Annotated in this window: 20 protein-coding genes and 1 riboswitch; of the genes, 7 read left to right on the forward strand and 13 right to left on the reverse strand. The window is 64.4% G+C overall.

Annotated elements, in window-relative coordinates:
• Window position 1 precedes the first annotated feature (1 nt).
• From gcvP to gcvT, 3 genes are read right to left on the reverse strand one after another with little or no spacing between them, the layout of a single operon-like run.
• Window positions 2-2,812 carry an aminomethyl-transferring glycine dehydrogenase gene (gcvP, locus tag EN818_RS00215; protein ID WP_095807235.1) on the reverse strand — a complete coding sequence of 937 codons (2,811 nt, stop codon included), beginning with the start codon at window positions 2,810-2,812 and terminating at the stop codon, window positions 2-4.
• A gap of 16 nt (window positions 2,813-2,828) precedes the next feature.
• The gene (gcvH, locus tag EN818_RS00220; RefSeq protein ID WP_095807236.1) at window positions 2,829-3,197 is read right to left on the reverse strand and encodes a glycine cleavage system protein GcvH; all 369 of its coding nucleotides are present in this window, start codon (window positions 3,195-3,197) and stop codon (window positions 2,829-2,831) included.
• 6 nt (window positions 3,198-3,203) lie between these two features.
• Window positions 3,204-4,304, reverse strand: a complete 1,101-nt coding sequence (gcvT, locus tag EN818_RS00225) for a glycine cleavage system aminomethyltransferase GcvT (protein WP_095807237.1) — start codon at window positions 4,302-4,304, stop codon at window positions 3,204-3,206.
• 151 nt (window positions 4,305-4,455) lie between these two features.
• Window positions 4,456-4,542, reverse strand: a riboswitch (glycine riboswitch).
• Between the two features lie 286 nt (window positions 4,543-4,828).
• Here gcvT and EN818_RS00230 point away from each other — a divergent pair.
• Entirely contained in the window at window positions 4,829-5,833 is a 1,005-nt protein-coding gene (locus tag EN818_RS00230; protein WP_095807238.1) for a hypothetical protein, read from the forward strand.
• Between the two features lie 36 nt (window positions 5,834-5,869).
• On the opposite strand, the gene EN818_RS00235 is transcribed toward EN818_RS00230, so the two are convergent.
• From EN818_RS00235 to EN818_RS00265, 7 genes are all read right to left on the reverse strand, one after another.
• On the reverse strand, window positions 5,870-6,496 hold the full coding sequence (locus EN818_RS00235; RefSeq protein WP_095807239.1) for a Fic family protein: 627 nt from the start codon (window positions 6,494-6,496) through the stop codon (window positions 5,870-5,872).
• Between the two features lie 254 nt (window positions 6,497-6,750).
• Window positions 6,751-7,560 carry a molybdopterin-binding protein gene (locus EN818_RS00240; protein WP_135903893.1) on the reverse strand — a complete coding sequence of 270 codons (810 nt, stop codon included), beginning with the start codon at window positions 7,558-7,560 and terminating at the stop codon, window positions 6,751-6,753.
• Window position 7,561: 1 nt separating this feature from the next.
• Window positions 7,562-8,440 (reverse strand): cytochrome b/b6 domain-containing protein, encoded by an 879-nt coding sequence (locus EN818_RS00245; protein WP_095807241.1) that lies wholly within the window; start codon window positions 8,438-8,440, stop codon window positions 7,562-7,564.
• Window positions 8,441-8,538: 98 nt separating this feature from the next.
• Entirely contained in the window at window positions 8,539-9,216 is a 678-nt protein-coding gene (locus EN818_RS00250) for a DUF1345 domain-containing protein (protein WP_095807281.1), read from the reverse strand.
• A 20-nt stretch (window positions 9,217-9,236) separates the two neighbouring features.
• Complete coding sequence (locus tag EN818_RS00255) at window positions 9,237-9,704, reverse strand: YaiI/YqxD family protein (protein WP_165350028.1); 468 nt, start codon at window positions 9,702-9,704, stop codon at window positions 9,237-9,239.
• Between the two features lie 63 nt (window positions 9,705-9,767).
• Window positions 9,768-10,337 carry an S-(hydroxymethyl)glutathione synthase gene (gene gfa / locus EN818_RS00260; protein ID WP_095807243.1) on the reverse strand — a complete coding sequence of 190 codons (570 nt, stop codon included), beginning with the start codon at window positions 10,335-10,337 and terminating at the stop codon, window positions 9,768-9,770.
• A gap of 61 nt (window positions 10,338-10,398) precedes the next feature.
• Complete coding sequence (locus tag EN818_RS00265) at window positions 10,399-11,526, reverse strand: S-(hydroxymethyl)glutathione dehydrogenase/class III alcohol dehydrogenase (protein WP_095807244.1); 1,128 nt, start codon at window positions 11,524-11,526, stop codon at window positions 10,399-10,401.
• Window positions 11,527-11,793: 267 nt separating this feature from the next.
• Here EN818_RS00265 and EN818_RS00270 point away from each other — a divergent pair, with 267 nt between their 5' ends.
• Both EN818_RS00270 and dnaE read left to right on the forward strand, forming a co-directional pair.
• The gene (locus EN818_RS00270; RefSeq protein ID WP_095807245.1) at window positions 11,794-13,806 is read left to right on the forward strand and encodes an acetyl/propionyl/methylcrotonyl-CoA carboxylase subunit alpha; all 2,013 of its coding nucleotides are present in this window, start codon (window positions 11,794-11,796) and stop codon (window positions 13,804-13,806) included.
• Between the two features lie 264 nt (window positions 13,807-14,070).
• A complete protein-coding gene (gene dnaE, locus EN818_RS00275) occupies window positions 14,071-17,553 on the forward strand; it encodes a DNA polymerase III subunit alpha (RefSeq protein ID WP_135904077.1) in 3,483 nt (1,160 codons plus the stop codon).
• Between the two features lies 1 nt (window position 17,554).
• On the opposite strand, the gene EN818_RS00280 is transcribed toward dnaE, so the two are convergent.
• Both EN818_RS00280 and EN818_RS00285 read right to left on the reverse strand, forming a co-directional pair.
• Window positions 17,555-18,442 carry a DMT family transporter gene (locus tag EN818_RS00280; protein ID WP_095806132.1) on the reverse strand — a complete coding sequence of 296 codons (888 nt, stop codon included), beginning with the start codon at window positions 18,440-18,442 and terminating at the stop codon, window positions 17,555-17,557.
• Between the two features lie 81 nt (window positions 18,443-18,523).
• Window positions 18,524-19,324, reverse strand: a complete 801-nt coding sequence (locus EN818_RS00285; protein WP_095806131.1) for an IclR family transcriptional regulator — start codon at window positions 19,322-19,324, stop codon at window positions 18,524-18,526.
• A 241-nt stretch (window positions 19,325-19,565) separates the two neighbouring features.
• Between EN818_RS00285 and EN818_RS00290 the strand changes: the two genes are divergently transcribed.
• Genes EN818_RS00290 through EN818_RS00305 form a run of 4 tightly spaced genes read left to right on the forward strand, consistent with a single transcriptional unit; the run spans window position 19,566 to window position 24,072 of the window.
• Window positions 19,566-20,615, forward strand: a complete 1,050-nt coding sequence (locus EN818_RS00290; protein WP_245420346.1) for an ABC transporter substrate-binding protein — start codon at window positions 19,566-19,568, stop codon at window positions 20,613-20,615.
• A gap of 18 nt (window positions 20,616-20,633) precedes the next feature.
• A complete protein-coding gene (locus EN818_RS00295) occupies window positions 20,634-22,142 on the forward strand; it encodes a sugar ABC transporter ATP-binding protein (protein WP_095806130.1) in 1,509 nt (502 codons plus the stop codon).
• Complete coding sequence (locus EN818_RS00300) at window positions 22,139-23,104, forward strand: ABC transporter permease (protein ID WP_095806129.1); 966 nt, start codon at window positions 22,139-22,141, stop codon at window positions 23,102-23,104. Before EN818_RS00295 ends, EN818_RS00300 begins: the two co-directional genes overlap by 4 nt.
• On the forward strand, window positions 23,101-24,072 hold the full coding sequence (locus EN818_RS00305) for an ABC transporter permease (RefSeq protein ID WP_095806128.1): 972 nt from the start codon (window positions 23,101-23,103) through the stop codon (window positions 24,070-24,072). The genes EN818_RS00300 and EN818_RS00305 overlap by 4 nt, the downstream gene beginning before the upstream one ends.
• On the opposite strand, the gene EN818_RS00310 is transcribed toward EN818_RS00305, so the two are convergent.
• Window positions 24,046-24,981, reverse strand: coding sequence for an amidohydrolase family protein (locus EN818_RS00310; RefSeq protein WP_095806127.1), 936 nt, complete (start codon window positions 24,979-24,981; stop codon window positions 24,046-24,048). The genes EN818_RS00305 and EN818_RS00310 overlap by 27 nt on opposite strands.
• Window positions 24,982-25,024: the final 43 nt, after the last annotated feature.

Below are 25,024 nucleotides of genomic sequence, written 5' to 3' on the forward strand. Positions count from 1 at the left end.
CTTACTCGGCCGCGCCGAGATATTCCGACAATGGCGGGCAGGAACAAACGAGGTTGCGATCGCCGGCGACATTGTCGATGCGCGACACCGGAGGCCAGTATTTCGCGGCCAGGTCGGCGTCGCCGGCGGGATAGGCGGCTTCCAGGCGCGAATAGGGATGGGTCCAGGTGGCGGCGAGCGCCTCGGCGGCGGTGTGCGGAGCGTTGACCAGCGGATTGTCGGCCAGCGGCCACTCGCCCTTCGCCACCTTCGCCGCCTCACCGGCGATCGCAATCATAGCCTCGCAGAAGCGGTCGAGCTCGCGCTTGGGCTCCGATTCGGTCGGCTCGACCATCAGCGTGCCGGCCACCGGGAACGACATGGTGGGTGCGTGGAAACCGTAGTCGATCAGGCGCTTGGCGATATCGTCGACGCTGATGCCGGCGCTGTCCTTCAGCACGCGGGTATCGAGGATGCACTCATGGGCAATGCGATCGCTCCTGCCCTTGTAGAGCAGCGGGAAGTGCGGCGCCAGCCGCGTCGCCACGTAGTTGGCCGACACGATCGCCGTCTCGGTCGCCTGCTTCAGGCCGGAACCGCCCATCATGCGGATGTACATCCAGGTGATCGGCAGGATGGAGGCGCTGCCGAACGGTGCCGCCGCAACTGCGTGTGCGGAGCCTTCGGTGACATGGCCCGGCAGATAGGGCTTGAGATGTGCCCTGACGCCGATCGGGCCGACGCCAGGGCCGCCGCCGCCATGCGGGATGCAGAAGGTCTTGTGCAGGTTCATGTGGCAGACGTCGGCGCCGATGTCGGCAGGACGCGCGAGGCCGACCAAGGCATTGAGGTTGGCGCCGTCGAAATAGACCTGGCCACCATGCTCGTGGATGAGGGCGCACAGGTGGCGCGCGCCTTCCTCGTAGACGCCGTGCGTCGAGGGATAAGTGAACATCAGCGCCGCGAGGTTCTTCGAATGCTCGTTGGCCTTGGCTCTCATGTCGTCCATGTCGATGTTGCCGTCGTCCGTGCAGCGCACGACGACGACGCTCATTCCGGCCATCGCCGCGCTCGCCGGATTGGTGCCGTGCGCGGAAGACGGAATCAGGCAGACTGTGCGATGGCCTTGGCCGCGCGAGCGGTGATAGGCGCGGATGGCAAGCAGCCCGGCATATTCGCCCTGGCTGCCGGCATTGGGCTGCAGGCTGACCGCGTCGAAACCGGTGATCTCCGACAGCCAGCCTTCCAGTTCGGCGGCCATGGCGCGGTACCCCGCCGAATGGCTGGCCGGCGCGAAGGGATGCAAGTTGGCGACGCTTGGCCAACTCACCGGCATCATCTCGGCCGCGGCGTTGAGCTTCATCGTGCAGGAGCCGAGCGGGATCATGGCGCGGTCGAGCGCCAGATCCTTGTCGGCGAGCCGGCGCAGGAAACGCATCATCTCGGTTTCGGAGCGGTTTTCGTGGAAGACGGGCTGCGTCAGGAACTCGCTGCCGCGCGGCTTTCCGGGCATGGTGCCATCGGCAGCGTCCGCTGCATTGGCGCCAAACAGGGCGGCGATCGCCTCGAGGTCTGCCTCGGTCGAGGTCTCGTCAAAGCTGATCCCGACGTGGTCGGTGTCGATGAGACGCAGCAGGCGGCCGCCCTTTTCGGCGGCGGCGGCGATCGAGCCGGCCTTTCCCTTGACTTCGACCGTCACCGTGTCGAAGCGGTTTGCGCCAAGCACCGAAACGCCCGCAGCCCTCAGGCCGGCCGCGAGGCGGCTGGCGAGCCCGTGGACGCGCTCGGCAATCGCCTGCAGGCCCGCGGGGCCGTGCCAGATCGCATAGGCGGTGGCCATGTTGGCGAGCAGCGCCTGTGCCGTGCAGATGTTGGAGGTCGCCTTGTCGCGGCGGATGTGCTGCTCGCGCGTCTGCAGCGCTAGCCGATACCCTGGACGTCCCTCGCTGTCGGTCGACTGGCCAACGAGGCGGCCGGGCATCAGGCGGGTCAACCTGTCGGAGACGGCGCAATAGGCGGCGTGCGGACCGCCAAAACCCATCGGCACGCCGAAGCGCTGCATCGGGCCGACGGCGATGTCGGCACCGAGCTTCGCCGGCGCGTCTGTCAGGGTGAGCGCAAGCGGATCGGCGATGAAGATGACCAGCGCGCCGGTGGCGCGGGCCTTCTCGATCGCCGTCTTGTGGTCGCCATAGACACCGAACGTGTCCGGCCAGGAAACGAGCAGGGCGGCGGTGTTGTCGTCGATGCTCTCGCCGTCCACCTCGGTGCCGAGCGGCTCGGCGCGGGTGCGAACGACATCCAGCGTCTGCGGATGCGGGGTGCCGGCGAGCGCAACCTTGGTGCGCTTGTCGCGGTGATGGCGCAGCGCGATGCCGACGGCCTCGGCGACCGCGGTCGCCTCGTCGAGCAGCGAGGCGGACGCCACCGGCAGGCCGGTGAGTTCTGCGACCAAGGTCTGGAAATTGAACAGCATTTCCAGCCGGCCCTGGCTGATCTCGGCCTGGTAGGGCGTATAGGCCGTGTACCAGGCCGGATTCTCGAACAAGTTGCGTTGGATGACGGGCGGCACGTGCACGCCGTGATAGCCGGCGCCGATGAAGCTTTTCAGCACCGTGTTCTTCGCCATGATCGCCGACAATTCGGCCAGCGCTTCCGCCTCGCTGGCGGGGGCGGGCAGATCCAACGGCTCATCGAGGCGAATCGATCTCGGCACGGCCTGGCTGATCAGCGTCTCGACGGAGGGAACGCCGAGGGAGGCGAGCATCGCCCGGACATCGTTGAGGCCGGGGCCGATATGGCGGGCCGAGAAGGGGATTGGTGCTGCGGTCATCGTAACTGTCCTGATATCAGCCGATATGGGCTTTGTAGGCGGCTTCGTCCATGAGGCCGTCAAGTTGGCTCTCGTTCGAAAGCTTCATCTTCCAGAGCCAGCCGTCGCCCGTCGCCGCGGAATTGACCAGCGAAGGATCGGCCGACAGCGAGGTGTTGGCCTCGGTGATCTCGCCATCGGCCGGGGCATAGACATCCGAGGCGGCCTTGACGGATTCGACGACGACCGCGGTGTCGCCCTTGGCGAGCTTGCGACCGATTTCCGGCAGTTCGACGAAGACGAGGTCGCCGAGCTGCTCCTGCGCGTAATCGGTGATGCCGACGGTGGCGACGCCGGCTTCGACGCGCAGCCATTCGTGATCTTCAGTGAAATAGGTCTTTGCCATCGGGACTTATCCTTTGCGGTAGCGATGTGGCGTGAAGGGCAGGGACGTGACGTCGATCGGGATCTTGGTCCCGCGGACGTCGGCGAAGAGCTTTGTGCCGGGCTTTGCGAGTGATGTTTCGACGTAGCCCATGGCGACCGGATGGCCGGTCGAGGGGCCAAAGCCGCCCGAGGTGACATGGCCGGCCCGATTGCCGTCGGCGTCGACAAGCGCCGCGCCAGCCCGCACCGGCTGGCGGCCGTCCGGCTTGAGGCCGACGCGTTTTTGCGCCGCGCCGCGCTCGAGAATCGACCGTAGCGCGTCGGCGCCAATGAAGGAGCCTGCAGCACGCACTTCCCTGGGGATCGCCCACATCAATCCGGCGCTGGCCGGGTCGATCTCGGGGGTAAGGTCCTGCCCATGCAGGCAGAGCCCGGCCTCGAGCCGCAGGCTGTCGCGGGCGGCGAGGCCGATCCATTGCACGCGCTCGTCCTGCAGCAATTTGGCGACGAGGTCGCGGGCATCCGCTTCCGGCAGGCCGATCTCGAAACCGTCCTCGCCCGTGTAGCCGGAGCGGCTCATGAACCAGTTCGGCCGCGGCTCGACGCCATGCATGAAAAGCAGGGAGCCCGTCTCGATGCCGGCCCGCGAAAGGGCTGCCCACGCATCGGGCCCCTGGATCGCGAGGAAGACACGGTCGAGCGGTTCGACCCTGGCGTCGAAATCCGCGGCGAGCTCGCGCAGGTGTTTCTCGTCCTCGACCGCGTTGCCGGCGTTGGCGACGATCATGAAGCGATCGTCGCCGAGCCGGGTGACGATGAGGTCGTCGATGATGCCGGCGGCCTCGTTGAGAAAGAAGGTGTATTTGGATTGGGAGATGTCCAGCGCGCCGGCATCGAGCGGGTAGGCGCGCTCGAGGAGCGCCGCGGCGCCCGGACCGCTGACCTCGAACAGCTTCATGTGCGAGATGTCGAACAAGCCGGCATGCTCGCGCGTGTGCAGGTGTTCCTTCATCACGCCGGCCGGGTAGGTGAGCGGCATAGACCAGCCGGCAAACGCACCGAAACGCGCGCCGGCGGCGCTGTGCAAATCCTCAAGCGGCAGGTGTTTGGTGTCGTCGACCGTCATGTCTTCTCCAGAGTCACACGCAATCGACCGCCAAATGGCGGCCTAGTCCGTGCCCCTCTGTCTGAAGCCTGAGAGACTCGCGCCCCGTAACTCTGTCGGCAGCGCTTACACCTTCGGCGCGGGGCGCGAGCCCCGACTTTCCAGAGTGTTTTTCCCGTCCACGGTTCTTTTGCCTGAGAGATTTCGGGCGATTTCCCCTTCGGCGACAGCTTTCGCTGTTCTCTCCCGCAAACAGGTGGGACTCAGAGTTCCGAGCCCCCGACGCGCCATCCATAGCCCGTCAACGACACCTTGTCACCTCCCTGCGACATCCATTGCACATCGACCTTCGTCTGACGCATCTCGTTCCCGCAAAACTGCTGCAGACCGCTGGTCGAGCCCCGAAGGGTGCTCTCGGGCGAGGTGCATTGGCCGACAAGTCTTCGCTAACCACGCCGTTTGCCGGTTTCTCAAGACACTTCTGATAGAGCAGGATGCAATAACGCTTTGGGTCTGCCGACGGCGGCGATGGGCAGGGACGACAAATGGGCGAATTGATCATGAGCGCTCCTGTGGCGGGGCTGATCTCCAAGAACCGAATCACGGCCGAGGACGTGACGATGCTGCGGCGCGAAGTATTCGCCGACGGCGTTGTTACGCGGGGCGAGGCCGAGGCATTGTTCGCGCTCGAACAGACGGCGCGCGACAAATGTCCGGAATGGGCGCCCTTCTTCGTTGAGGCGGTGACCGACTACATCGTCCGCCAGGAAAAGCCGGAGGGCTATATCTCGCAGGAAAATGCCGACTGGCTGGTTCGCACCATCTCGCGCGACGGCATGGTCGACAGCCGCACCGAACTCGAACTTCTGGTGCATGTGCTGGAGGAAGCCAAAACCTCGCCCAGCCTGCTGGCGGCCTATGCGCTGGAGCAGGTCGCCCATGCCGTGATCGACGGCAAGGGGCCGCTGATGTTGGGCGGCCAGTTGGTTCCGGGGCTGATCGCCAAGGCAGAGGTCGACCTGCTGCGCCGCATCCTTTATGCCTATGGCGGCGACGGCAACATCGCCATCACCAGGGCCGAAGCCGAGATCCTGTTCAAAATCAACGACAAGACCGCGGCGGCCAACAACGACCCGTCCTGGAACGCTCTCTTCGTCAAGGCGATCGCCAACTATGTGATGTGTTCGGCCGGCTACGAGCCGCCGACGCGCGAGGCGGCTCTGCGCCACGAGAGCTTTCTCCAGCACGCGGAACCGGAGATCGGCAGCTTCTTCAGCCGCATGGTGTCGGGCGGGCTCGCCGGCATCATGGAGGCCTACCATTCGCCCGCTGACGTCGAGGCGGACTGGGAAGCCAAGAACAGGGCTGCGGAGGCGCTCGCGCGCCGCGCCGAAACGATCGACGCCGGCGAGGCCAAATGGCTCGCCGACCGCGTCGGCGGCGACAAGCGGCCGCTGCGGGAGAACGAACGCGCGCTGCTGACGTTGATCAAGCATGCTTCGCCGGAAATCCATCCGGCTTTGAAGCCGCTGCTCGACAAAGTCGCCTAGGGTCTTGACCGCCAATGAGACGTCGATCGGAGTCCTTCAAGCGATGATATCTTGGATCAATTGAGTCAGAGGGGCTTCGTCGCCGGAAAAACTATCGATCATCGCTTTCATGACTCGGTCACGCTCCAGCTTATCGTCGTCGAACTCATATCCGGCGTTGTCAGTTAGTATTGCTAGAAACGCCAATTGAGTACGACCGTTACCCTCCCGGAACGGATGGATTGCGTTGATCTCGGCAAGAACGTGCGCCACGCCGGCAGCAAAAATCTCCGGCTTCGCACCAACATAGTGGCTGGCCGCCGAGAGTTCCGCGAAAACACGCCGCATTTCGGTCTCGATATACTCGGGGTAGCAAAACCAGTTACCGTCCTTGCCGATGCGAATGGTGCGCGGCTCGCCGGCCCACGCATAGACATCTTGAAACAGGTGGCGATGCAGAGCCCGATAATGCGAATAATCCAGATCTCCAGATGGAAATGCTTCGTCGGCGCGGGTTAGGAAAAGCGCGAGCTCGAATTCATCAAGCTTGGCTTGGTCGTGAATATCGAGGATGTTCCGCAGGACTGTTGTCCCGGGGTAGCATAGAGGGTCGTCCTCAGCGGCATAAATCACAACGCGCTTACTTCTTGTGCGCCTGTTCCTTGATAAGCTTGCGTCGCTCATCCCCGCTCAGCCCCCGCCGCGCGCTTTGCTCAAGGATATGCCCCATCCGAGAGCTCAGTTTCATACCTTCGACAGCGCTGATTTTGGCGCCTCGGTCACTCGTAAGGACATACTGTCCGCTTTTTGCGGAGCGATTTGGTCGGGAGGGCTTTTTCATCGACTCTACGATACCACATGCTGATCAAACGCGAACCCATTGTTTGGTGGGAAGACTTTTGGTTCGAGTTTGGCCGTCGTTCGCATTTTCTGTCGATTCAAATCCCACCATACCAGTCGTAGCCATTGTCTTCCCAATAGCCGCCGCGGCCGCCGCCGATGTTGGCAAAGCCGTCGATCAATTCGATCTTGTAGAGGTATTTCGGCATCTTGTAGCCGAGCTGGCGCTCGACCCGCACGCGCAGCGGCGCGCCGTTCTCGACCGGCAGCGGCTTGCCGTTGAGGCCATAGGCCAGAATCGTTTGCGGATGGCGGGCGTCGACCAGGTCGATGGAGCCGTAGTATTTGATGTCGCCGAAGAGGCTGCGGTCAATCGTGTCCAGGCAGTGGAACATGACGTAGCGTGCCTGAGGCTTCACGATGGCCTGGTCGAGCACGAGCGACAGCGGCGTGCCGGTCCATTTGGCGATGCAGCTCCAGCCTTCGACGCAATCGTGGCGCGTGATCTGAGTGCGGCTCGGCATGTTCTGCAACTGCTCGCGGGTGAGCGACAGCGGTTTCTCGACAAGGCCGGTAACCTCCAGACGCCAGTCGGAGAAATTCTTCGTGAGCAGGTTCTTGTAGGCGTCGTCGTCGGGTGCGGTAATGCCGTTCGGACGCTGCGGCTGGCGGATGTCGGCCTCGGTGAATTCCGGTGCCAGCGCATCACGGCCGGCAAGCAGCCGCTGCGCGCGCCAGGTCAGGCCGTTGGCGTTTTCGAGGAAGCTGCGCAGGCCGCCACCTACGCCAAGTCCGCTGTCGAAGGCATCGCAGCCGGATAGCGCGATTCCCGACAAGCCGAGGCTGGCAGAGGTCAGGAACTTCCTCCGGCTCATCTGGAACTTGGGGTCGATCTGGAATTTCGCCATGTCAGGCGCTCCTCTCGGACGCTTCGCCGTGCTCGGCGGGCGGATCGGTTCGGTACCAGCCGGTGATGATCGAGCGCAGCTCGTTGATCGGACCGGCGGCGAGGATCATCAGCATGTGGATGATGAAGAAGAGGACGAGCAGTACCATGACGGTGAAATGGATGGTGCGCGCCGTCTGTCTGCCGCCCAGAACTTCATTGAGCCACGGCAGAACCGAATTCATGCTCGGCGACATGGCAAGACCGGTGATGATCATCAGCGGCAAAAGCACGAAGAGCACACCGCCATAAGCCATTTTCTGCAGCGTGTTGTATTCGCGCGTGTGATGGAACTTCAGCTTCGCGTGGTCGACGATGTCGCGCGGCAGCCTGCGCAGATCCTCCAGGCGCGGCGCGAGATCGCGCCGGATATGGCCGTTGACCAGGCCGGCGACCAGCCAGACGAGCAAAGTGGCGGAGAGCAGCCAGGCGAAGAAGAAATGCACGACGCGGGCGGTGCCGAGGTCGTAGTAGGAGGGGATCGTCGCCCAAGCGGGGAAGGCGCGCGGCGTCTCCTGGCCGGGAGGCCCCGACCAGCCAAGCACCCCGGTCGTATCGAAGCGATGGCCGAGGATCTCGGTGAAGCCGCGCGGTCCGCTGTCGGTGTTCTCGGCGCCGATCTTGAGGATCGTGTTGTTGTACTCGAAGCCCGATTCCTTGCCGACATAGAGCTGCGGGCGGGCGTTGAAGATCTGCAGGCCGGAAAGCAGCATGAAAAACAGCGAGAAAGCCCACAGCCAGTGGGTGAGCCGCGTCCAGCGCGACTGCCGGTAGATCAGCGTCGCCTGTTTCGGCGAGGCTTCCGCTTCCGCGGTGGGTTGGCTCCTGGCAACCGATCCCATCATTGTCCTCCGGCCGCGTGCTCCGTCGCGGCATCAACTCATTGTCTTCCCCCAATACGTTGCGGGACAAGGTGATGTTTCACGCCATCACGGATTTATTACGGTGAGCCGAGAGTGACGGCGAGGTTGACCGCGGCGGCGACGATCACCGTGTTGAAGAAGAACGACAGGATCGAGTGGACAAGCACGACACGGCGCATATGCGAAGTCGTGATACCCGTATCGGCGGTTTGCGCGGTCATGCCGATGACAGTCGCGAAATAGAGGAAGTCGGACCCTTCCGGCCGTTTGCCGCCCGGAAAATCGAGGCCGCCGACCGGATCCTTCTTCTTGCCTTTCCCGTCGACGTCATCGCCGTTCATCCAATAAACATGCGCGTAATGCAGCGCCGCCATGGCGTGGATGGTGAACCAGCCAAGCGGGATCGACAGCAGCGCGAACGTCAGTTCGACCGGATGCGCGCTGCCCTTCTGGTTGATAAGCTGAAACAGGGAGCCAAGGGCGATGCCTACGACGAACAGGGTGACCGCAAAAATCAGCAACACCGGAAGGTCGGTGGCGCGCGCGTTCTTGCTGAGGTAGCGGCCGGTAAGCCTCGGCATCAGGGCGAGCACGAGGCCGATATAGGCGACGAAGAAGGCGTTGGCGCCGATCGAGTAGGCGAGCGGCGCACGCAGCAGCAGCGCAGTCGCTAGCGCCACGGCTCCGACGATCGCGGCGACGGCGAACTGCATGTGCCGGTACAGCGGTGGTTTGACGGAGGTGTCGTCAACCATGGCCAGCCTTGCGAAAGCGTTCAGCCCGGTGTGGCGGATTTCAGGGCCCACCGCAAGATGCGGTCAAGCTCGCCAAGAAAGCGCGAGCGGTCCTGCGGCGTGAAGGCGGCGTTGAAGCCGCGGCTCTCGCCGGTCTCGCGCAGATGCTGCTTGAGATCGCGCATGGCCACCGCCATTCCAATGGTTTCGGGCGTGAAGAGACGGCCGGTGGGTCCCAGCACATGCGCGCCGAGCGCAACCGTGCGTGCCGCAAGCGGGATATCGGCCGTCACGACGATGTCGTTGGACTTGGTATTTTCCACAATCCAGTCGTCCGCGGCATCCGCGCCCTTTGAGACGACGACATTGCGGATCATCGGATCGCGGGAAGGGCGCAGGCCGCCATTGGAAACGTAGGTGACCAGGACGCCATGGCGCTCCGCCACCTTCTCGACCTCGGCCTTGACCGGACAGGCATCGGCGTCGACGTAGATGGAGGGTGCAGGCAATCGTCTCTCCAACGCAACAAGGGGCCAGCAATAGCCGGCCCCTTGCATGAAACCCTGGAATTGTCAGCCCGCCAGGGCGCCGGACTTCTTCGCGGTCCAGGTGGCGATATAATCCATCAGGCCGGGATTGAGGCAGTCATAGGGTTCCAACCCGATCGACTTCAGCTGGGAGCGAATGCTGTCCATCCGGCTCGGGTCGACGCCGGATTCGATGATCGACGACACGAAGGCGGCAAAGCCCGGTGGCGACCAGCCATCCTCCTCGAAACGCTCGGGATGAATGAAGGACAGCCCCTTGAACGGATGGTCGCGCTCTACCGGTCCGTACATGTGAACGCCGCAATTGGTGCAGGCGTGGCGCTGGATGAGCGCTGCCGGGTCGACCACCTTCAGCTTGTCGCCATTCTCGGTGACGGTGACGTCGCCGGTGCCGGCAACGGCCACGACCGAGAACACAGCACCCTCAGGCTTCCAGCATTTGGTGCAGCCGCAGGCGTGGTTGTGGGCGATCTGGCCCTTGACCTTCACCTTCACCGGATTGCTGGTGCAGGCGCAGACCAACGTGCCGCCGGCAAAGCTCGCGCTTTCCTTCGGCAGGCCATTGTCGATTTTCGGATGCAGTTTTTCCGCCATTCGTATTTCCTCCCATGTTTGCCAGGCCGCGGGCGTGGTCGCCGGCGGCCGCTGGCTTTCCTCAGTAAACCACGACACTCCGGATCGACTTGCCCTCATGCATGAGGTCGAAGCCCTTGTTGATGTCTTCGAGCTTCAGCGTATGGGTGATCATCGGGTCGATCTGGATCTTGCCTTCCATGTACCAGTCGACGATCTTCGGCACGTCGGTGCGGCCGCGCGCGCCGCCGAAGGCGGTGCCCATCCAACTGCGGCCGGTCACCAACTGGAACGGCCGCGTCGAAATCTCCTGGCCGGCGCCGGCGACGCCGATGATGATCGACTTGCCCCAACCGCGATGCGAGGCTTCGAGCGCCTGGCGCATCACCTTGGTGTTGCCGGTGCAGTCGAAGGTGTAGTCGGCGCCGCCGATCTGGTCGGCGCCGCGCTTGGTCATGTTGACCAGGTAAGGGACGATGTCGCCGTCGATCTCCTTAGGGTTGACGAAATGCGTCATGCCGAATTTCTCGCCCCAGGGCTTCTTGTCGTTGTTGACGTCGACGCCGATGATCATGTCGGCGCCGGCAAGCTTGAGGCCCTGGATGACGTTGAGGCCGATGCCGCCAAGCCCGAACACCACCGCGGTAGCGCCCTGCTCGACCTTGGCGGTGTTGATCACCGCGCCGATGCCGGTGGTGACGCCGCAGCCGATGTAGCAGATCTTGTCGAAGGGGGCGTCCGCATTGACCTTGGCCAGCGCGATCTCTGGCAGCACGGTGAAGTTGGAGAAGGTCGAGCAGCCCATGTAGTGGAACAGTTTTTCGCCGCCGACCGAGAAGCGCGAGGTGCCGTCCGGCATCAAGCCCTGTCCCTGCGTGGCGCGGATCGCCGTGCACAGGTTGGTCTTGCGCGACAGGCAGGACGGGCACTGCCGGCATTCCGGCGTGTAGAGCGGAATGACGTGGTCGCCCTTCTTGAGCGAGGTGACGCCCTTGCCGACGTCGACGACGATGCCGGCGCCTTCATGGCCCAGGATCGCCGGAAACAGGCCTTCCGGGTCGGCACCCGACAGCGTGAACTCGTCGGTGTGGCAGATGCCGGTCGCCTTGACCTCTACCAGCACCTCGCCCTCGCGCGGACCTTCGAGGTCGACCTCCATGATCTCCAGCGGCTTTCCGGCGGCGACAGCTACTGCAGCACGCGTTTTCATGAGGCTTTTCCTCCCAAGGCAATCTTAAAGTTTCAGGTTACGACAGGCTGCCAAGCCCGCCCGGCGAAGCGAGTAACAGCCTGCCGTCAATCATACGCCCGCTACCACATTAGCGGGTTCGGGGGTAAGGGCAATGTTTCTTGCGACGTTTTTCGGCGCTTCTGCAATCCTGCGGCTTCAACCGCAAAGGGCAAAATCTCCAGACCCTTGAGACGCCCCGGAATAGCCCATAGAACTTGGAAGACTTCGCCGGAGGACGACATCCGAATGTTCAAGAAGATCCTGATCGCCAATCGCGGCGAGATCGCTTGTCGCGTGATCAAGACGGCGCGCAAGATGGGGATTGCCACCGTCGCGGTCTTTTCGGACGCCGATCGCGACGCCGTTCATGTCGAGATGGCCGACGAGGCCGTGCATATTGGCTCATCGCCTGCCGCGCAGAGCTATCTCCTGCCTGAGAAGATCATTGCCGCCTGCAAGGAAACCGGCGCTCAGGCGGTGCATCCCGGCTACGGATTTCTCTCCGAGCGCGCCTCCTTTTGCGAAGCGCTGGAAGACCAGGGCATCGTCTTCATCGGTCCGAAGCCCAAGGCCATTCGTGCCATGGGCGACAAGATCGAATCGAAGAAATTCGCCAGCCAGGCCAAGGTGTCGACCGTGCCCGGCTGGCTGGGAGTCATCGAAAATGCGGACCATGCCGAGAAGATCGCCGGCGAGATCGGCTATCCCGTCATGATCAAGGCCTCGGCCGGCGGCGGCGGCAAGGGCATGCGCATCGCCTGGAGCAAGGCGGAAGTGCGCGACGGCTTCGAGCGGGCGCGGTCGGAGGCAAAAAGCTCGTTCGGCGACGACCGGGTCTTCCTGGAGAAGTTCGTCGTCGACCCGCGCCACATCGAGATCCAGGTGCTGGCAGACGCGCATGGCAATGCGCTCTATCTCGGCGAGCGCGAATGTTCGATCCAGCGGCGCAACCAGAAGGTGGTCGAGGAGGCGCCGTCGTCATTTCTCGACCCCAGGACGCGCAAGGCGATGGGCGAGCAGGCCGTGGCGCTGGCCAAGGCCGTCGACTACCAGAGCGCCGGCACGGTCGAGTTCATCGTCGACAAGGACAAGAACTTCTATTTCCTCGAGATGAATACGCGATTGCAGGTCGAGCATCCGGTGACGGAGCTCGTCACCGGCATCGACCTGGTCGAGCAGATGATCCGCGTTGCCGCCGGCGAGAAGCTTGGGATCAAGCAAAACGACGTCACGCTCAACGGCTGGGCCGTCGAGAGTCGTCTCTATGCCGAGGATCCATATCGCAATTTCCTGCCCTCGATCGGCCGGCTGACGCGTTACCGCCCGCCGCAAGAGGGGACGTTCGGCAATGTCGTGATCCGCAACGACACCGGCGTCACCGAAGGCTCGGAAATCTCGATGTTCTATGACCCCATGGTGGCCAAGCTGTGCACCTGGGCGCCGACGAGGCTCGAGGCGATCGACGCCATGTCGGAGGCGCTGGACAGCTTCATCGTCGACGGCATCGAGCACAATATTCCCTTCCTGGCGGCGCTGATGCAGCACCGGCGCTGGCGGGAAGGGCGGCTCTCGACCGGCTTCATCGCCGAGGAGTATCCGCACGGTTTCACCCAGGTCGCACCGGATGGCGAGGAAAGGGGGGTGTTTGCCGCGATCGCCACCGCGATCGAGCTGCTGCGGCGCGACCGGCTCGATCGTCTCGGCGGACGGCTGGCGCCGCATTCCGGCCACCTCAAGCGCGACTGGGTGGTGAAGCTCGGCGCCGACTATCTTCGGGCCTGCGTCGTCGACGGCATGATCTCGATACCCATGGAGGTCGATTTGTCGATCGACGGCGGCAAGCCCATCACCGTCGCCTCGGACTGGCGCCCAGGTGACGCGATCTGGCAGGGCAGCGTCGGCGGCAACAGACTCGCGGCGCAGATCCGGCCGGTGCCGAACGGCCTTCGCATCGCCTGGAAGGGCATGTCGGTGACGGCGCGCGCCATGCTGCCGCGCATTGCAGAACTCGAACAGCTGATGCCCGAGAAGCTGGCGCCCGATACCTCGAAAATGCTGCTCTGCCCGATGCCCGGCCTCGTCGTGTCGATCGCCGTTGCCGAAGGACAGGAGGTCAAGGCGGGCGAGACGCTGGCCGTGGTCGAGGCGATGAAAATGGAAAACGTGCTGCGCGCCGAGCGCGATCTCACCGTCTCAAAGCTCAACGCCAAGCCCGGTGACAGCCTGGCGGTGGACGCCGTGATCATGGAGTTCGCCTGATGCTGCGAGGGCAGGTTCCCCACCCAGCCCCCACCCTCGCTCCGGCGCCACCTTCACTCAACATGCCGGACTCACTGCGCGGCGACCATGAAGCGCTTCACAATGCGGTAGCGACGGGTTTCGGGGGAAGACGGGCCTGTTTCGCTGGCACATGGGCCGCCGGGCGACTAGATTAGGGCCGAGCCGAGATTCTCGAAGACAAGCAAGGGCCTAAGTCGATTGGCAGACGCAGGAACGACACGCGATCCGCTGAAGCAGGAAGCCATGGAAAGGGCGAGCCGACCGGAGCTGCCGGCGCGCACCTTCATCCATTTGCGGGTGCATTCGGCCTATTCGCTGCTGGAAGGCGCGCTGCAGCTCGGCGCCATCGTCGGCCACGCGGTCAAGAACGAAGCGCCGGCGATCGCGGTCACCGACACCAACAATCTGTTCGGTGCGCTGGAATTCGCGCAGAAGGCGGTCAAGGACGGCATCCAGCCGATCATCGGCTGCCAGATCGATCTCGCCTTTTCCGGCGAGGCTGTCGAGGCGCAGCGCGATCGCCGCCGTCACGGTCCCGAGATGTCGCCGATCGTGCTGATCGCCGCGACCGAAGCCGGCTATGCCAATCTTGTCCGGCTGATCAGCCGGGTCTATCTGGAGACGCCCCCCGGCGAGCCGGTGCATCTGACCAGCGCGATGCTGGAAGGCTTGTGCGACGGCTTGATCTGCCTGACCGGCGGTCCGCGCGGCCCGATCGGCAGCGCGCTGAAGGCGGATCGCCGCGATCTCGCCGAGCAGCGGCTCCTTGCCCTCAAGGCGCTTTTCGGCGACCGGCTCTATGTCGAGCTCGAGCGCGTTCAGGGCTACGACCGTGCCGTCGAGAAGTCGACGGTCGACCTCGCCTACAGCCATGAGCTGCCGCTGGTCGCGACCAACGAAGCCTTCTTCTCCAAGCGCGAGGACTATGAGGCGCATGACGCGCTGATCGCCATCGCCGAGGGCTCGGTGGTCGCCGCCGACAACCGCCGGCGGCTTTCGCCGGACAATTTCCTGCGCGAGCAGGCCGAGATGGCGCGGCTTTTCTCGGACCTGCCGGAGGCGATCGACAACACGGTCGAGATCGCGATGCGCTGCTCCTATTATCCGAAGAACCGCAGCCCGATCCTGCCGCGCTTCACCGGCGCCGATGCCGCGGACAAGGACGCGGCGGAAAAGGCCGAGGCGGCTGAACTCGCCCGCCAGGCTCGCGAAGGGCTGGAGGCACGGCTTGCGGCGCATGGGCCAACCCCGGGCTACACGGTGGAGCAATATCGCGAGCGGCTCGAGTTCGAGCTCGGCATCATCGAGAAGATGAAGTTCCCGGGTTACTTCCTGATCGTTGCCGACTTCATCAAATGGGCGAAATCGCAGGGCATCCCGGTCGGGCCGGGCCGTGGCTCCGGCGCCGGATCGCTGGTCGCCTATTCGACGACCATCACCGATATCGATCCGCTGCGCTTTTCACTGCTGTTCGAGCGCTTCCTCAACCCCGACCGCGTGTCGATGCCCGACTTCGACATCGACTTCTGCCAGGACCGGCGCGAGGAGGTGATCCGCTACGTTCAGCAGAAATACGGCCGCGACCAGGTCGGCCAGATCATCACCTTCGGTACGCTGCAGGCTCGCGCCGTGCTGCGCGATGTCGGCCGCGTGCTGCAGATGCCTTACGGCCAGGTCGACAAGCTTTCCAAAATGGTGCCGCAGAACCCGGCCAATCCCGTCAAGCTGGCCGATGCCATCGCCAACGAGCCTCGCTTCGCCGAGGAGGCCGAGAAAGAGCCGATCGTGCAGACGCTGCTCGAAACGGCGCAAAAGCTCGAGGGCCTCTACCGTCATGCCTCGACGCACGCCGCCGGCATCGTCATCGGCGATCGGCCGCTGTCGGAACTGGTGCCGATGTATCGCGATCCGCGTTCGGACATGCCGGTAACCCAGTTCAACATGAAATATGTCGAGCAGGCGGGGCTGGTGAAGTTCGACTTCCTCGGCCTGAAGACGCTGACGGTGCTGGAAACGGCCGTGAAGCTCATCCGCCGGCGCGGCGTCGACATCGATCTCGCGACGATACCGCTCGACGACAAGGACACTTACGCCATGCTGTCGCGCGGCGAGGTGGTCGGCGTGTTCCAGGTTGAAAGTGCGGGCATGCGCAAGGCGCTGATCGGCATGCGGCCGGACTGCATCGAGGACATCATCGCACTGGTCGCGCTCTACCGACCCGGCCCGATGGAGAACATCCCGACCTACAATGCCAGAAAGCATGGCGAGGAGGAGATGGCCTCGATCCATCCCAAGATCGACCATCTGGTGAAGGAGACCCAAGGCGTCATCGTTTACCAGGAACAGGTGATGCAGATCGCGCAGGAGCTTTCCGGCTATTCGCTGGGCGAAGCCGACCTGCTGCGCCGCGCCATGGGCAAGAAGATCCGCGCCGAGATGGACAAGCAGCGCGAGCGCTTCGTCACGGGTGCGGTCGAACGCGGCGTCGGCAAGGCGCAGGCCGACTTCATCTTCGACCTTCTGGCGAAGTTTGCCGATTACGGCTTCAACAAGTCGCACGCTGCCGCCTATGCGGTCGTCTCCTATCAGACCGCCTACCTGAAGGCGCATTATCCGGTCGAATTCCTGGCGGCGTCGATGACGCTCGATATGGGCAACACCGACAAGCTTGCCGATTTCAGGCAGGATGCGATGCGCCTCGGCATCGAAGTGGTTGCGCCTTCGGTGATGACCAGCTTCCGCCCCTTCGAGGTCGGCGAGAACAAGATCTTCTATTCGCTGGCGGCGCTGAAGGGCGTCGGCGATGCGGCGGTCGAGCACATCGTGCAGACGCGCGGCGAAAGGCCGTTCAAGAGCCTTGCCGACTTCTGCGAACGGGTCGATCCGAAGATCGTCGGCAAACGCGTTTTCGAGAGCCTGATCATGGCCGGTGCGCTGGATTGCTTCGGACATGACCGCGCCGCCATGATGGCCGGCGTGGAGCGCATGATGGGGCTGGCGTCTCTAGCGCAGCAGAATGCCATCTCCGGCCAGGCGGATATCTTTGGTGCCTCGCTCGGTGCGCAGTCGCAGGCGCTCAACCTCCCGGCCACCGATCCCTGGCTGGCCGCAGACAAGCTGCACCGCGAATTCCAGGTGGTCGGCTTCTACCTGTCGGCGCATCCGCTCGACGAATACAAGGCGGCGCTGCAGAAGATGCGGGTGCAGAACTGGGCGGAGTTTTCGGCGGCGGTGAAACGCGGCGCCGCCGCCGGCCGGCTTGCCGGCACCGTCACCACCAAGCAGGAGCGCAAGACCCGCAGCGGCAACAAGATGGGTGTCGTGCAGTTTTCAGATACGACCGGACAGTATGAAGCCGTGCTGTTCTCGGAAGGACTGGCGCAATATCGCGACATGCTGGAGCCAGGCCGCTCGGTTGTGATCACGGTCTCGGCGGAAGACCGGCCGGAAGGCATCAATCTTCGCATCCAGACGGTGCAGTCGCTGGAGGACGAGGCCAGCCGCATCCAGAAGGCGCTGCGCATTTTCGTGCGCGACGCCCAGCCGATCAGCACCCTTGCCAACCAGCTCGCCGTAAAGGGCGAAGGGCAGGTGAGTTTCGTGCTCATCAAGGAGGCCGGACAGGGCGAGGTCGAGATCGAATTGCCCAACCGCTATCGCATCTCGCCGCAGGTCGCATCGGCCATGCGCGCGGTTCCCGGCGTGGTGGAAGTGGAACTGGTCTAGCTCAGGGAGTCGCGGCTTCGGCTTCGGCCACCCGCGGCGTTTTGCGCTGCAGATTTAGCAGATTGCCCAACAGGATCAGCATGGCGCCGCCGGCGGTGAAGACGTCGATCTGTTCGTGGTAAAGCAGCCAGCCGACCAGCGCCGACAGCGGCACGCGCAGGAAATCCATCGGCGAAATGATGGTGGCGTCGGCATAGGCGAGCGCGCGGGCCAGGCAGAAATGCGATGACATGCCGGTGAAGGCGATGACGACGATCCATGGCCAGAGCGCAAGCGACGGATTGCGCCATTCATAGAGCGCCGGGATGAGGCCGATTGCCGACTGGATGAGCAGCATCCAGAAAATGATGCGCACGACGCTGTCGGTGCGTGTCAGCGATTTCACCAGCACCATCGAGATGCCGAAACAAACGGCGGCGCCCAGCACCACCAGATGGCCTGGATCCATGGAGCCGGCACTGGGGCGCACGATGATCACCACGCCGACCAGTCCGAGCACGATCGCTGCCAACCTTGGCTTTGAGAGCCGCTCGCCGAGAAAGCTGACGGCCAGGATGGCAGTCCAGATCGGCGTCGTGAATTCGATCGAGATCAGCACCGCGAGCGGGATCAGCGTCAGCGCATAGAGCCATGCTGCCTGGCCGGTATAGTGGATGACATTGCGGGCCACATGGGCAAGCGGGCGCTTCGTGCGCATTGCCGCGAAGCCGCCATTCATCATCACCAGCGGCAGCAGGATGAAGAAGCCGATCACCGAGCGAAGCTCAAGGACCTGGAACACGTTCAACTCGGCTGTCGTCTCGCGCCCGGCAATGGACATGCCCAGGAAGGAGGCGATCGAGAGCGCCATCCAGAGCGCCGCCCTGGGGATCGAGGGAGTGGGTGCCATCGGCGCTATGTGGCAAGCCGGGGCTTTCGCCGCAACCGGTAGCCACGGCATTCCACTGGGCCAGAGGGCAGTGTTTCTGTTCTAACCTCCGGCGAGCGACAGCCCGCGCGCTCGTTCGCGCAGCAATTCGAGCAACTGATTGCGCCGCGGTTCCGGCGTGTCGATCGGCAGCACGAAACAAAGCGTCCTGTTGATGGCGCCGTGGCCGTCGCAGATGGGGGCTGCCATGCACCAGGTGAAGCGGTCGGCAAGCGCCGAGGTCTCGCTGAAGCCCTGCATGCGCGCCTGGTCGACATCGGCGAAGAAATCCTGCGGAGCGATTATGCGTCCGTCGGGCAGCTTGTAATCCTCGGCCGGGATGAAGCTCTTCAGATCCGGCGGGCTCATATGGCCGACCAGCAGCCGCCCCGATGCCGTCCACGGGATCGGCACCTCGACGCCGACGTCGCTGGAGATGCGGAACGGACCGGGGGAGTCGCGGCAATCAAGGACGACGTATTTGTTGCCGCGCAGGCCGCAGAGTTGAACGGTCTCGCCTGTCTCGGCCGCCATCCTATCGAGGGTTTCGAGGATGCGGCGATAGTGGGCATTGTGATGCGAATAGGCCCAGCCGAACAGATGCATCGCCCGGCCGAAATAGACGTAGCCCTCGGAACCGACATTCTCCAGCATCTCGGCGTCGAGCAAGCTGTTGACTATCTCGTATGTCGTCGAACGCGGCGCGTTGATCATCTTGGCGATGTCGCCGACCCGCATCGGCGAGCGATGCTTGAGCAGCGCTTCGAGCAGCATGATGACGCGATCGATGCCGCGCCGCCGCTCGCCGCCCTGCGGCTGTACGCCGGCACCCGCCCCGATCGGTTCAGTCGCACCGTCAGTCATATCTGTCGCCCAGGATCATTTTTTCGGTCCTCGTCTCAAGGCGCTTGAAAGATGTCAAGGCTCAGTCTAGCATCCGCCTTGTCCGATATACAGACACATTGTCTGAAATATCGGACAAACTAACAAGACGGACAGAGAAGTCCAGACGGGAAACGAGCGGTCTCCGCGGCGCGGCGACCGGGGCGTTTCGTCGTCCCGACCCCGCATGTCCGGACACAACCACAGAAGGGGAACCGTCATCATGAGAACATCGCTTTTCGCATCCGCCAGTGCCCTTTGCCTCGGTCTCGTCATGGCCTTTGGAGCCGGCTCGGAGGCCAATGCCGCCGCCAAGTGCATCAAGGGCGATCGCAAGGCGCCGTACACGATCGGCTGGGCCAACATCTATTCCGTGCCGACCTGGATGAAGCAGACGCAGGGCACGATCGAAGCCGAGGTCGAGGCGCTGAAGAAGCAGGGGCTGGTCGACAAGCTGGTGGTGACCGACGCCCAGGGCGATGCCAACGTGCAGATCCAGCAGATCCAGTCGATGATCGATTCCAATGTCGACGCCATCATCCTGATCGCCGGGTCCTCGACAGCGCCGGCGCGTGTCATCGCGGATGCCTGCGCCAAGGGCATTGCCATCATCAATTTCGACAGCCTCGTCGACACCGACCAGGTGACCGCCAAGGTCAACACCGATTCCTCGCAGTGGGGTGATCAGGCTGCCAAGTTCCTGATCGACGCCATCGGCGGCAAGGGCAAGATCCTCATCCTCAACGGACCGGCCGGCGTTTCGGTCAGCGACGATCGCCGCAAGGGTGCCGATGCGGAGCTCAAGGCTCATCCCGACGTGAAGGTGCTGGCCGAGACCAACACCCCCTACAACGTCGCGCCGGCCCAGGAAGCCGTGACCAGCCTGCTCTTCGCCAACCCCGAGATCGACGGCATCCTGTCGCTCGGCGGCGCGCTGTCGGCCGGCGCGGTTCTGGCGCTCGACAAGCAGGGCCGCGACCAGGTGCCGATCACCGGCGAGAACGCGCGCCAGTTCCTCGAGCTGTGGAAGGAGAAGGGCCTGAAGAGCTGGGCCACCATGCAGCCGAACTGGCTCGGCGCCTTCGCCACCTACACCGCGGTCCAGGCGCTCGAAGGCAAGGACGTGCCGGCCTTCGTGAAGATCCCGCTGCCGGTCATCGACAATTCCAACATCGACGAATACCTGGCCCGAGCCAAGGATTTCCCGGCTGACGGCTACATCTATTCGCCTTACGATGAGGAGTTGTTCAAGAAGCTGCTGGCGCAGAAATAAGCCAGAAGGGTTGCGGCATTGACAACCACGGCTCCGCTCCTGGCCGCGCGGGGGGTGTCGAAGGCTTTCTTCGGCAACCCCGTCCTGCGCGACGTTTCCATTGCTCTCCAGCCGGGCCGCGTGCATGCGCTGCTCGGCGAGAACGGCGCAGGAAAGTCGACACTGATCAACCTTTTGTCCGGCGCGTTGCGCCCGGATGGCGGGGCGATCGAGGTCGACGGGCGCGCCGTGGCGCGCATGACGCCGGCGCTGGCGCGGCAGGCCGGCATTGCCGTCGTGCAGCAGGAACTCAGCCTGACGGCCAGCCTGTCGATCGCCGAAAACATCGGGCTGGGCGCCTATCCGAAACGGTTCGGCCTGGTCGATTATCGAGAGCTTGCCGCCCGGGCGAAGGCGGCGTGCGACCTGGTCGGGCTGCATGAGCCGCTGTCGACGCCGGTCGGGAACCTTTCGCTCGGCCGGCGGCAGATGGTCGAGATCGCCAAGGCGCTCTATCGCAAACCGCGCGTTCTCATTCTGGACGAGCCGACCTCGTCGCTATCGGCAACGGAGACGAAAATTCTCACCGATCTGCTGGAACGGCTGCGTGGCGAAGGCGTCGCCATTCTCTACATCTCGCACCGGCTGAACGAGGTGATGGCGCTCTGCCATCACGTCACCGTGCTCAAGGACGGTACCTGCACGGCGGACCGCTCGCTGCAAGGCACAGATGCGGCCGGACTGGTGCGGCTGATGGTCGGGCGCGACCCTGGCGATCTCTTTCCCAAGTGGCAGCCAGCATCATCGCCGACCACGGCGATCACCATTCGCAAGTTGTCCGCCGGGCTCATGCGCGATGTCGATCTGGAGATCAGGACCGGCGAAGTGCTGGGCATTGGCGGCCTGGTCGGGCAGGGTCAAGAGGACCTGCTGCTTGGGCTCTACGGCGCCATACCGGCCAGGACAGCATCGGCAACGGTCAATGGGACTTCGGGCCTGCCGGGCGGCGTGCCCAAGGCCAATGCGCTGGGGCTCGCCTATGTGCCGGCGGATCGCAAGCGCGAGGGCCTGCATCTCATCCATCCGATCATCACCAACATGATGCTGCCCGCCTTTGCGCGGCCGCCGGCGTTGAAGCTGCGGAGCCGCAAGGCCGAGCGGGAGAAGGCAAGAAGCCTTGCCGCACAGCTTGCCATCAAGGGCGATCTGCAAAGGCCGGCGCAAGCGCTCTCCGGTGGCAACCAGCAGAAGGTCGCTCTGGCGAAATGGATGCCGCACGATCCGCTGGTATTGCTTCTTAACGATCCGACGCGCGGCGTCGATGTCGAGACCAAGCGCGAGATCTATCTGATGCTTCGCGCCTTCGCCGCCGCCGGCAAGGCCGTCGTGCTGCTCAGTTCCGATACGCCTGAGCTGGTGCATCTGTGCGACCGGGTCGCGGTGGTGCGGGAAGGTCGCATCGTCACCACGCTTTCACGCGCGGCGCTCAGCGAGGAAGCCATCGTCTCGGCAGCGATGGGCGCCGAGAAGCAGAAGGTTGCGGCATGAGCGCTCTTTCTTCCGCCAAACCGAGCCGCGCGCTCTACTGGCCGGTGCAGGCGCGCCGCAACATCGGTGTGCGCAGCCTGTTCGTGGTCGTGCTGGCGTTTCTCATCGCCTATGGCGTGTTGTTCCCGGGTCTCTTCACGGCCGCCGGCTTCGCCAAATTCACCCAGAGCTGGTTCCCCCTGGCGCTGGTGGCGATGGCGCAGGCGATCCTGATGCTGACCGGCGGCATCAGCCTGGCGATCGGCGCGAGCGTCAGCCTCGGCGCGGTCATCGCCGCGACCACCATGGCCGGGCCGCTCGGTGTCGCCGGCGGCGCTGCTGCGGTGGCCCTGGCCGGGCTCGGCATCGGCGCCGCGACGGGCTTCATCGTGGTCAGGCTTCGCCTGCCGGCGATCGTGGTGACGCTTGCCGGCTCCTTCATCATAGGCGGCGCGGCGCTGCTGATCCTGCCTCGGCCGGGCGGCTCGATCCCGGCATGGCTGTCCGACCTGCTAGCCGGCGACACACCGGCAGCGTTCGTGCTGCTCGTGATGATCGTGCTGTTGTGGAAGCTCTACCTCGCCACGCCACTGGGCTTGAGCCTCTATGCCGCCGGCGAAAACCCGGTCGGCGCCTATCGCTCCGGCGTGCCGGTCGATGCCGCGCGTGTCGCCGCCTATGCAATCAGCGGGCTGCTGTCGACGGGCGCCGGCCTGTTCGTGGCCGCGCAGACGGGCTCGGGCGATCCAGTGATCGGCACAGCCTTCACCCTCAACTCGATCGCCGCCGCGGTGCTCGGCGGCATCGGCTTCCTCGGCGGGCAGGGCACGATGCGTGGCGCGCTCGCCGGCAGCCTGCTGCTCAGCCTGATGATCAGCGTCATGTTCTTCCTCGGCTTCACGCCGGTCGCGCAGTATGTCGCGCAAGGGCTGATCATCATCGGCGCCGTCGCCATCCCGCAATTCCGCAAGGTGCAGCCGTGACAGCCTTGAACGACAGTGTCGGCGGCCGACGTGCCAAGGCGATCCTCCGCAGCCGGCCCTTCCTCACGCTCGCCATCGTCGCGGGCGTCTGGATCGTGGCGAGCTTCGTCTCGCGCGGCTTCGGCGCCTATGGCCATCTGCGCTACCTGGTCGAACTCGGCGCCGTCATCGGCCTGGTCGCGGCCGGCCAGACTTTTGTGGTGATCGCAGGCGGCATCGACCTCTCGGTCGCGGCAATCGTCACCGTCAGCGCCATCAGCCTGCCGCTGCTGTCATGGCAGGCCGATCCGACCGGCCTGGCCTCGGTGCTCGCGGTGCTTGCGCTGACGACGGCGATCGGGATGGTCAACGGCTTGGGTGTGGCGCTGCTGCGTGTCCATCCGATGATCATGACGCTCGCCATGGCCACCTTCCTGCAGGGCCTGTTGATCATCATCGCCGGTGGCAGCGCCGTGACCGCGGAGAACCCGCTGGTCCACTGGCTCGGCAACGCGCGACCGGCCGGTATTCCGGCAGGCATCCTGCTGTGGATCGCGGTTTCCGTGCTTGTGCTGACGGTCATGCACGCCACGCCTTTCGGCGCGCGCGTCTTCGCCATGGGCGCCAATCCGCTGGCGGCTTCGCTGTCCGGCGTGCCGATCACCTCAACGACATTGGCTGTCTACGGGGTCAGCGGCTTCACGGCGGGGCTGGCCGGCGTGCTGGTGCTGGGCATGAACGGGCAGGGCTATGTCGGCATCGGTGATCCCTACCTGCTTGCCTCGATCGCCGCGGTGGTGCTTGGCGGCACGTCCATCCTCGGCGGGCTCGGCACCTATGCCGGCACCATTCCCGGCGCGATCCTGCTGGTGACGATCACCGCGCTGATCACCGTCGTCAATGCATCGCCCGGATGGCGTAGCATCCTGTTCGGTTCGCTGATCCTCGGCCTGCTGCTGCTTTCAGGCCGGGAGCAAGCCCGCCGATGAGAAATCGCCCATCCGGTAGATGCGCCTGGCATTGCCGAAGAACAGCGCCGCCTGCTCGCCTGCGGAAAGGTCCGCCACAATGGCCTTGAAGCTGTCATACACCTCGTCGAACGAGGCGTGCATCCCGGCAACCGGGAAGTCGGAGCCGAACATGGCGCGCGTCGTCCCAAAGCAGTCGATGCAGTGCAGGACGACGGGGCGCAGGCTGTCGAGCGTCCAGTCATGATCGTAGGCGACGAGGTCGGAAATCTTGATGGCGACGTTGTCACGCTCGGCGAGAATCCTAAGCCCGTCGCGCCACCTCCGCATGCCTTCGGCATCGCGATCGATCGGGCTGCCGCAATGATTGAGGACGAATTGCTGGCCGGGAAAGGCCGCTGCGAGGCGCGCGGCATCGGCAAGCTGGCGTGGGAACACCATCAGGTCGAAGGAGAGGCCGTGACGGGCCAGCAGGGCGAGGCCGGCGCGCCAGGCCGGATCGTCCATGATGCCGTCGCGGACCGCGAAACGCCGTGCAGGATCGGGATCCCAGCTCAATATGTCTCGCACGCCGACGACGCGATCAAACGCGGCCTGCGCTTCGATCAGCGCTGGTGCCTGCGCGCTGGCGAGCGGCACATGCACGACATATCGCGCTGCCACGCCACGCGACTTGTCGAGCGTTTCCAGCCAGCGCGTCTCGCCGATGCTGTCGTCGCTCGCCCAGCCGGCCTCGACATGGACGGTTGCAATGACATTGTGGCGGGCAGCGTCGCGCGCATAATTCTGCGGAAGGTAATTCCGGCGCAGCGCGCCAAGGTCACCGAGCCCGCCGCGCTCGTTCGCGGTGTCGGCCAGCCAGGGATGCCGCCCGAGGCCGAGATCCCACAGATGATGGTGAGCGTCGATGATCGGTCCGGAGTAGGCCACGCTCTTCTCTCAATCTTTCGCCGGCAGTCATTCGGCGGCGCCG

The sequence above is a fragment of the Mesorhizobium sp. M3A.F.Ca.ET.175.01.1.1 genome (assembly GCF_004791945.1).
Classification (GTDB): Bacteria; Pseudomonadota; Alphaproteobacteria; order Rhizobiales; family Rhizobiaceae; genus Mesorhizobium.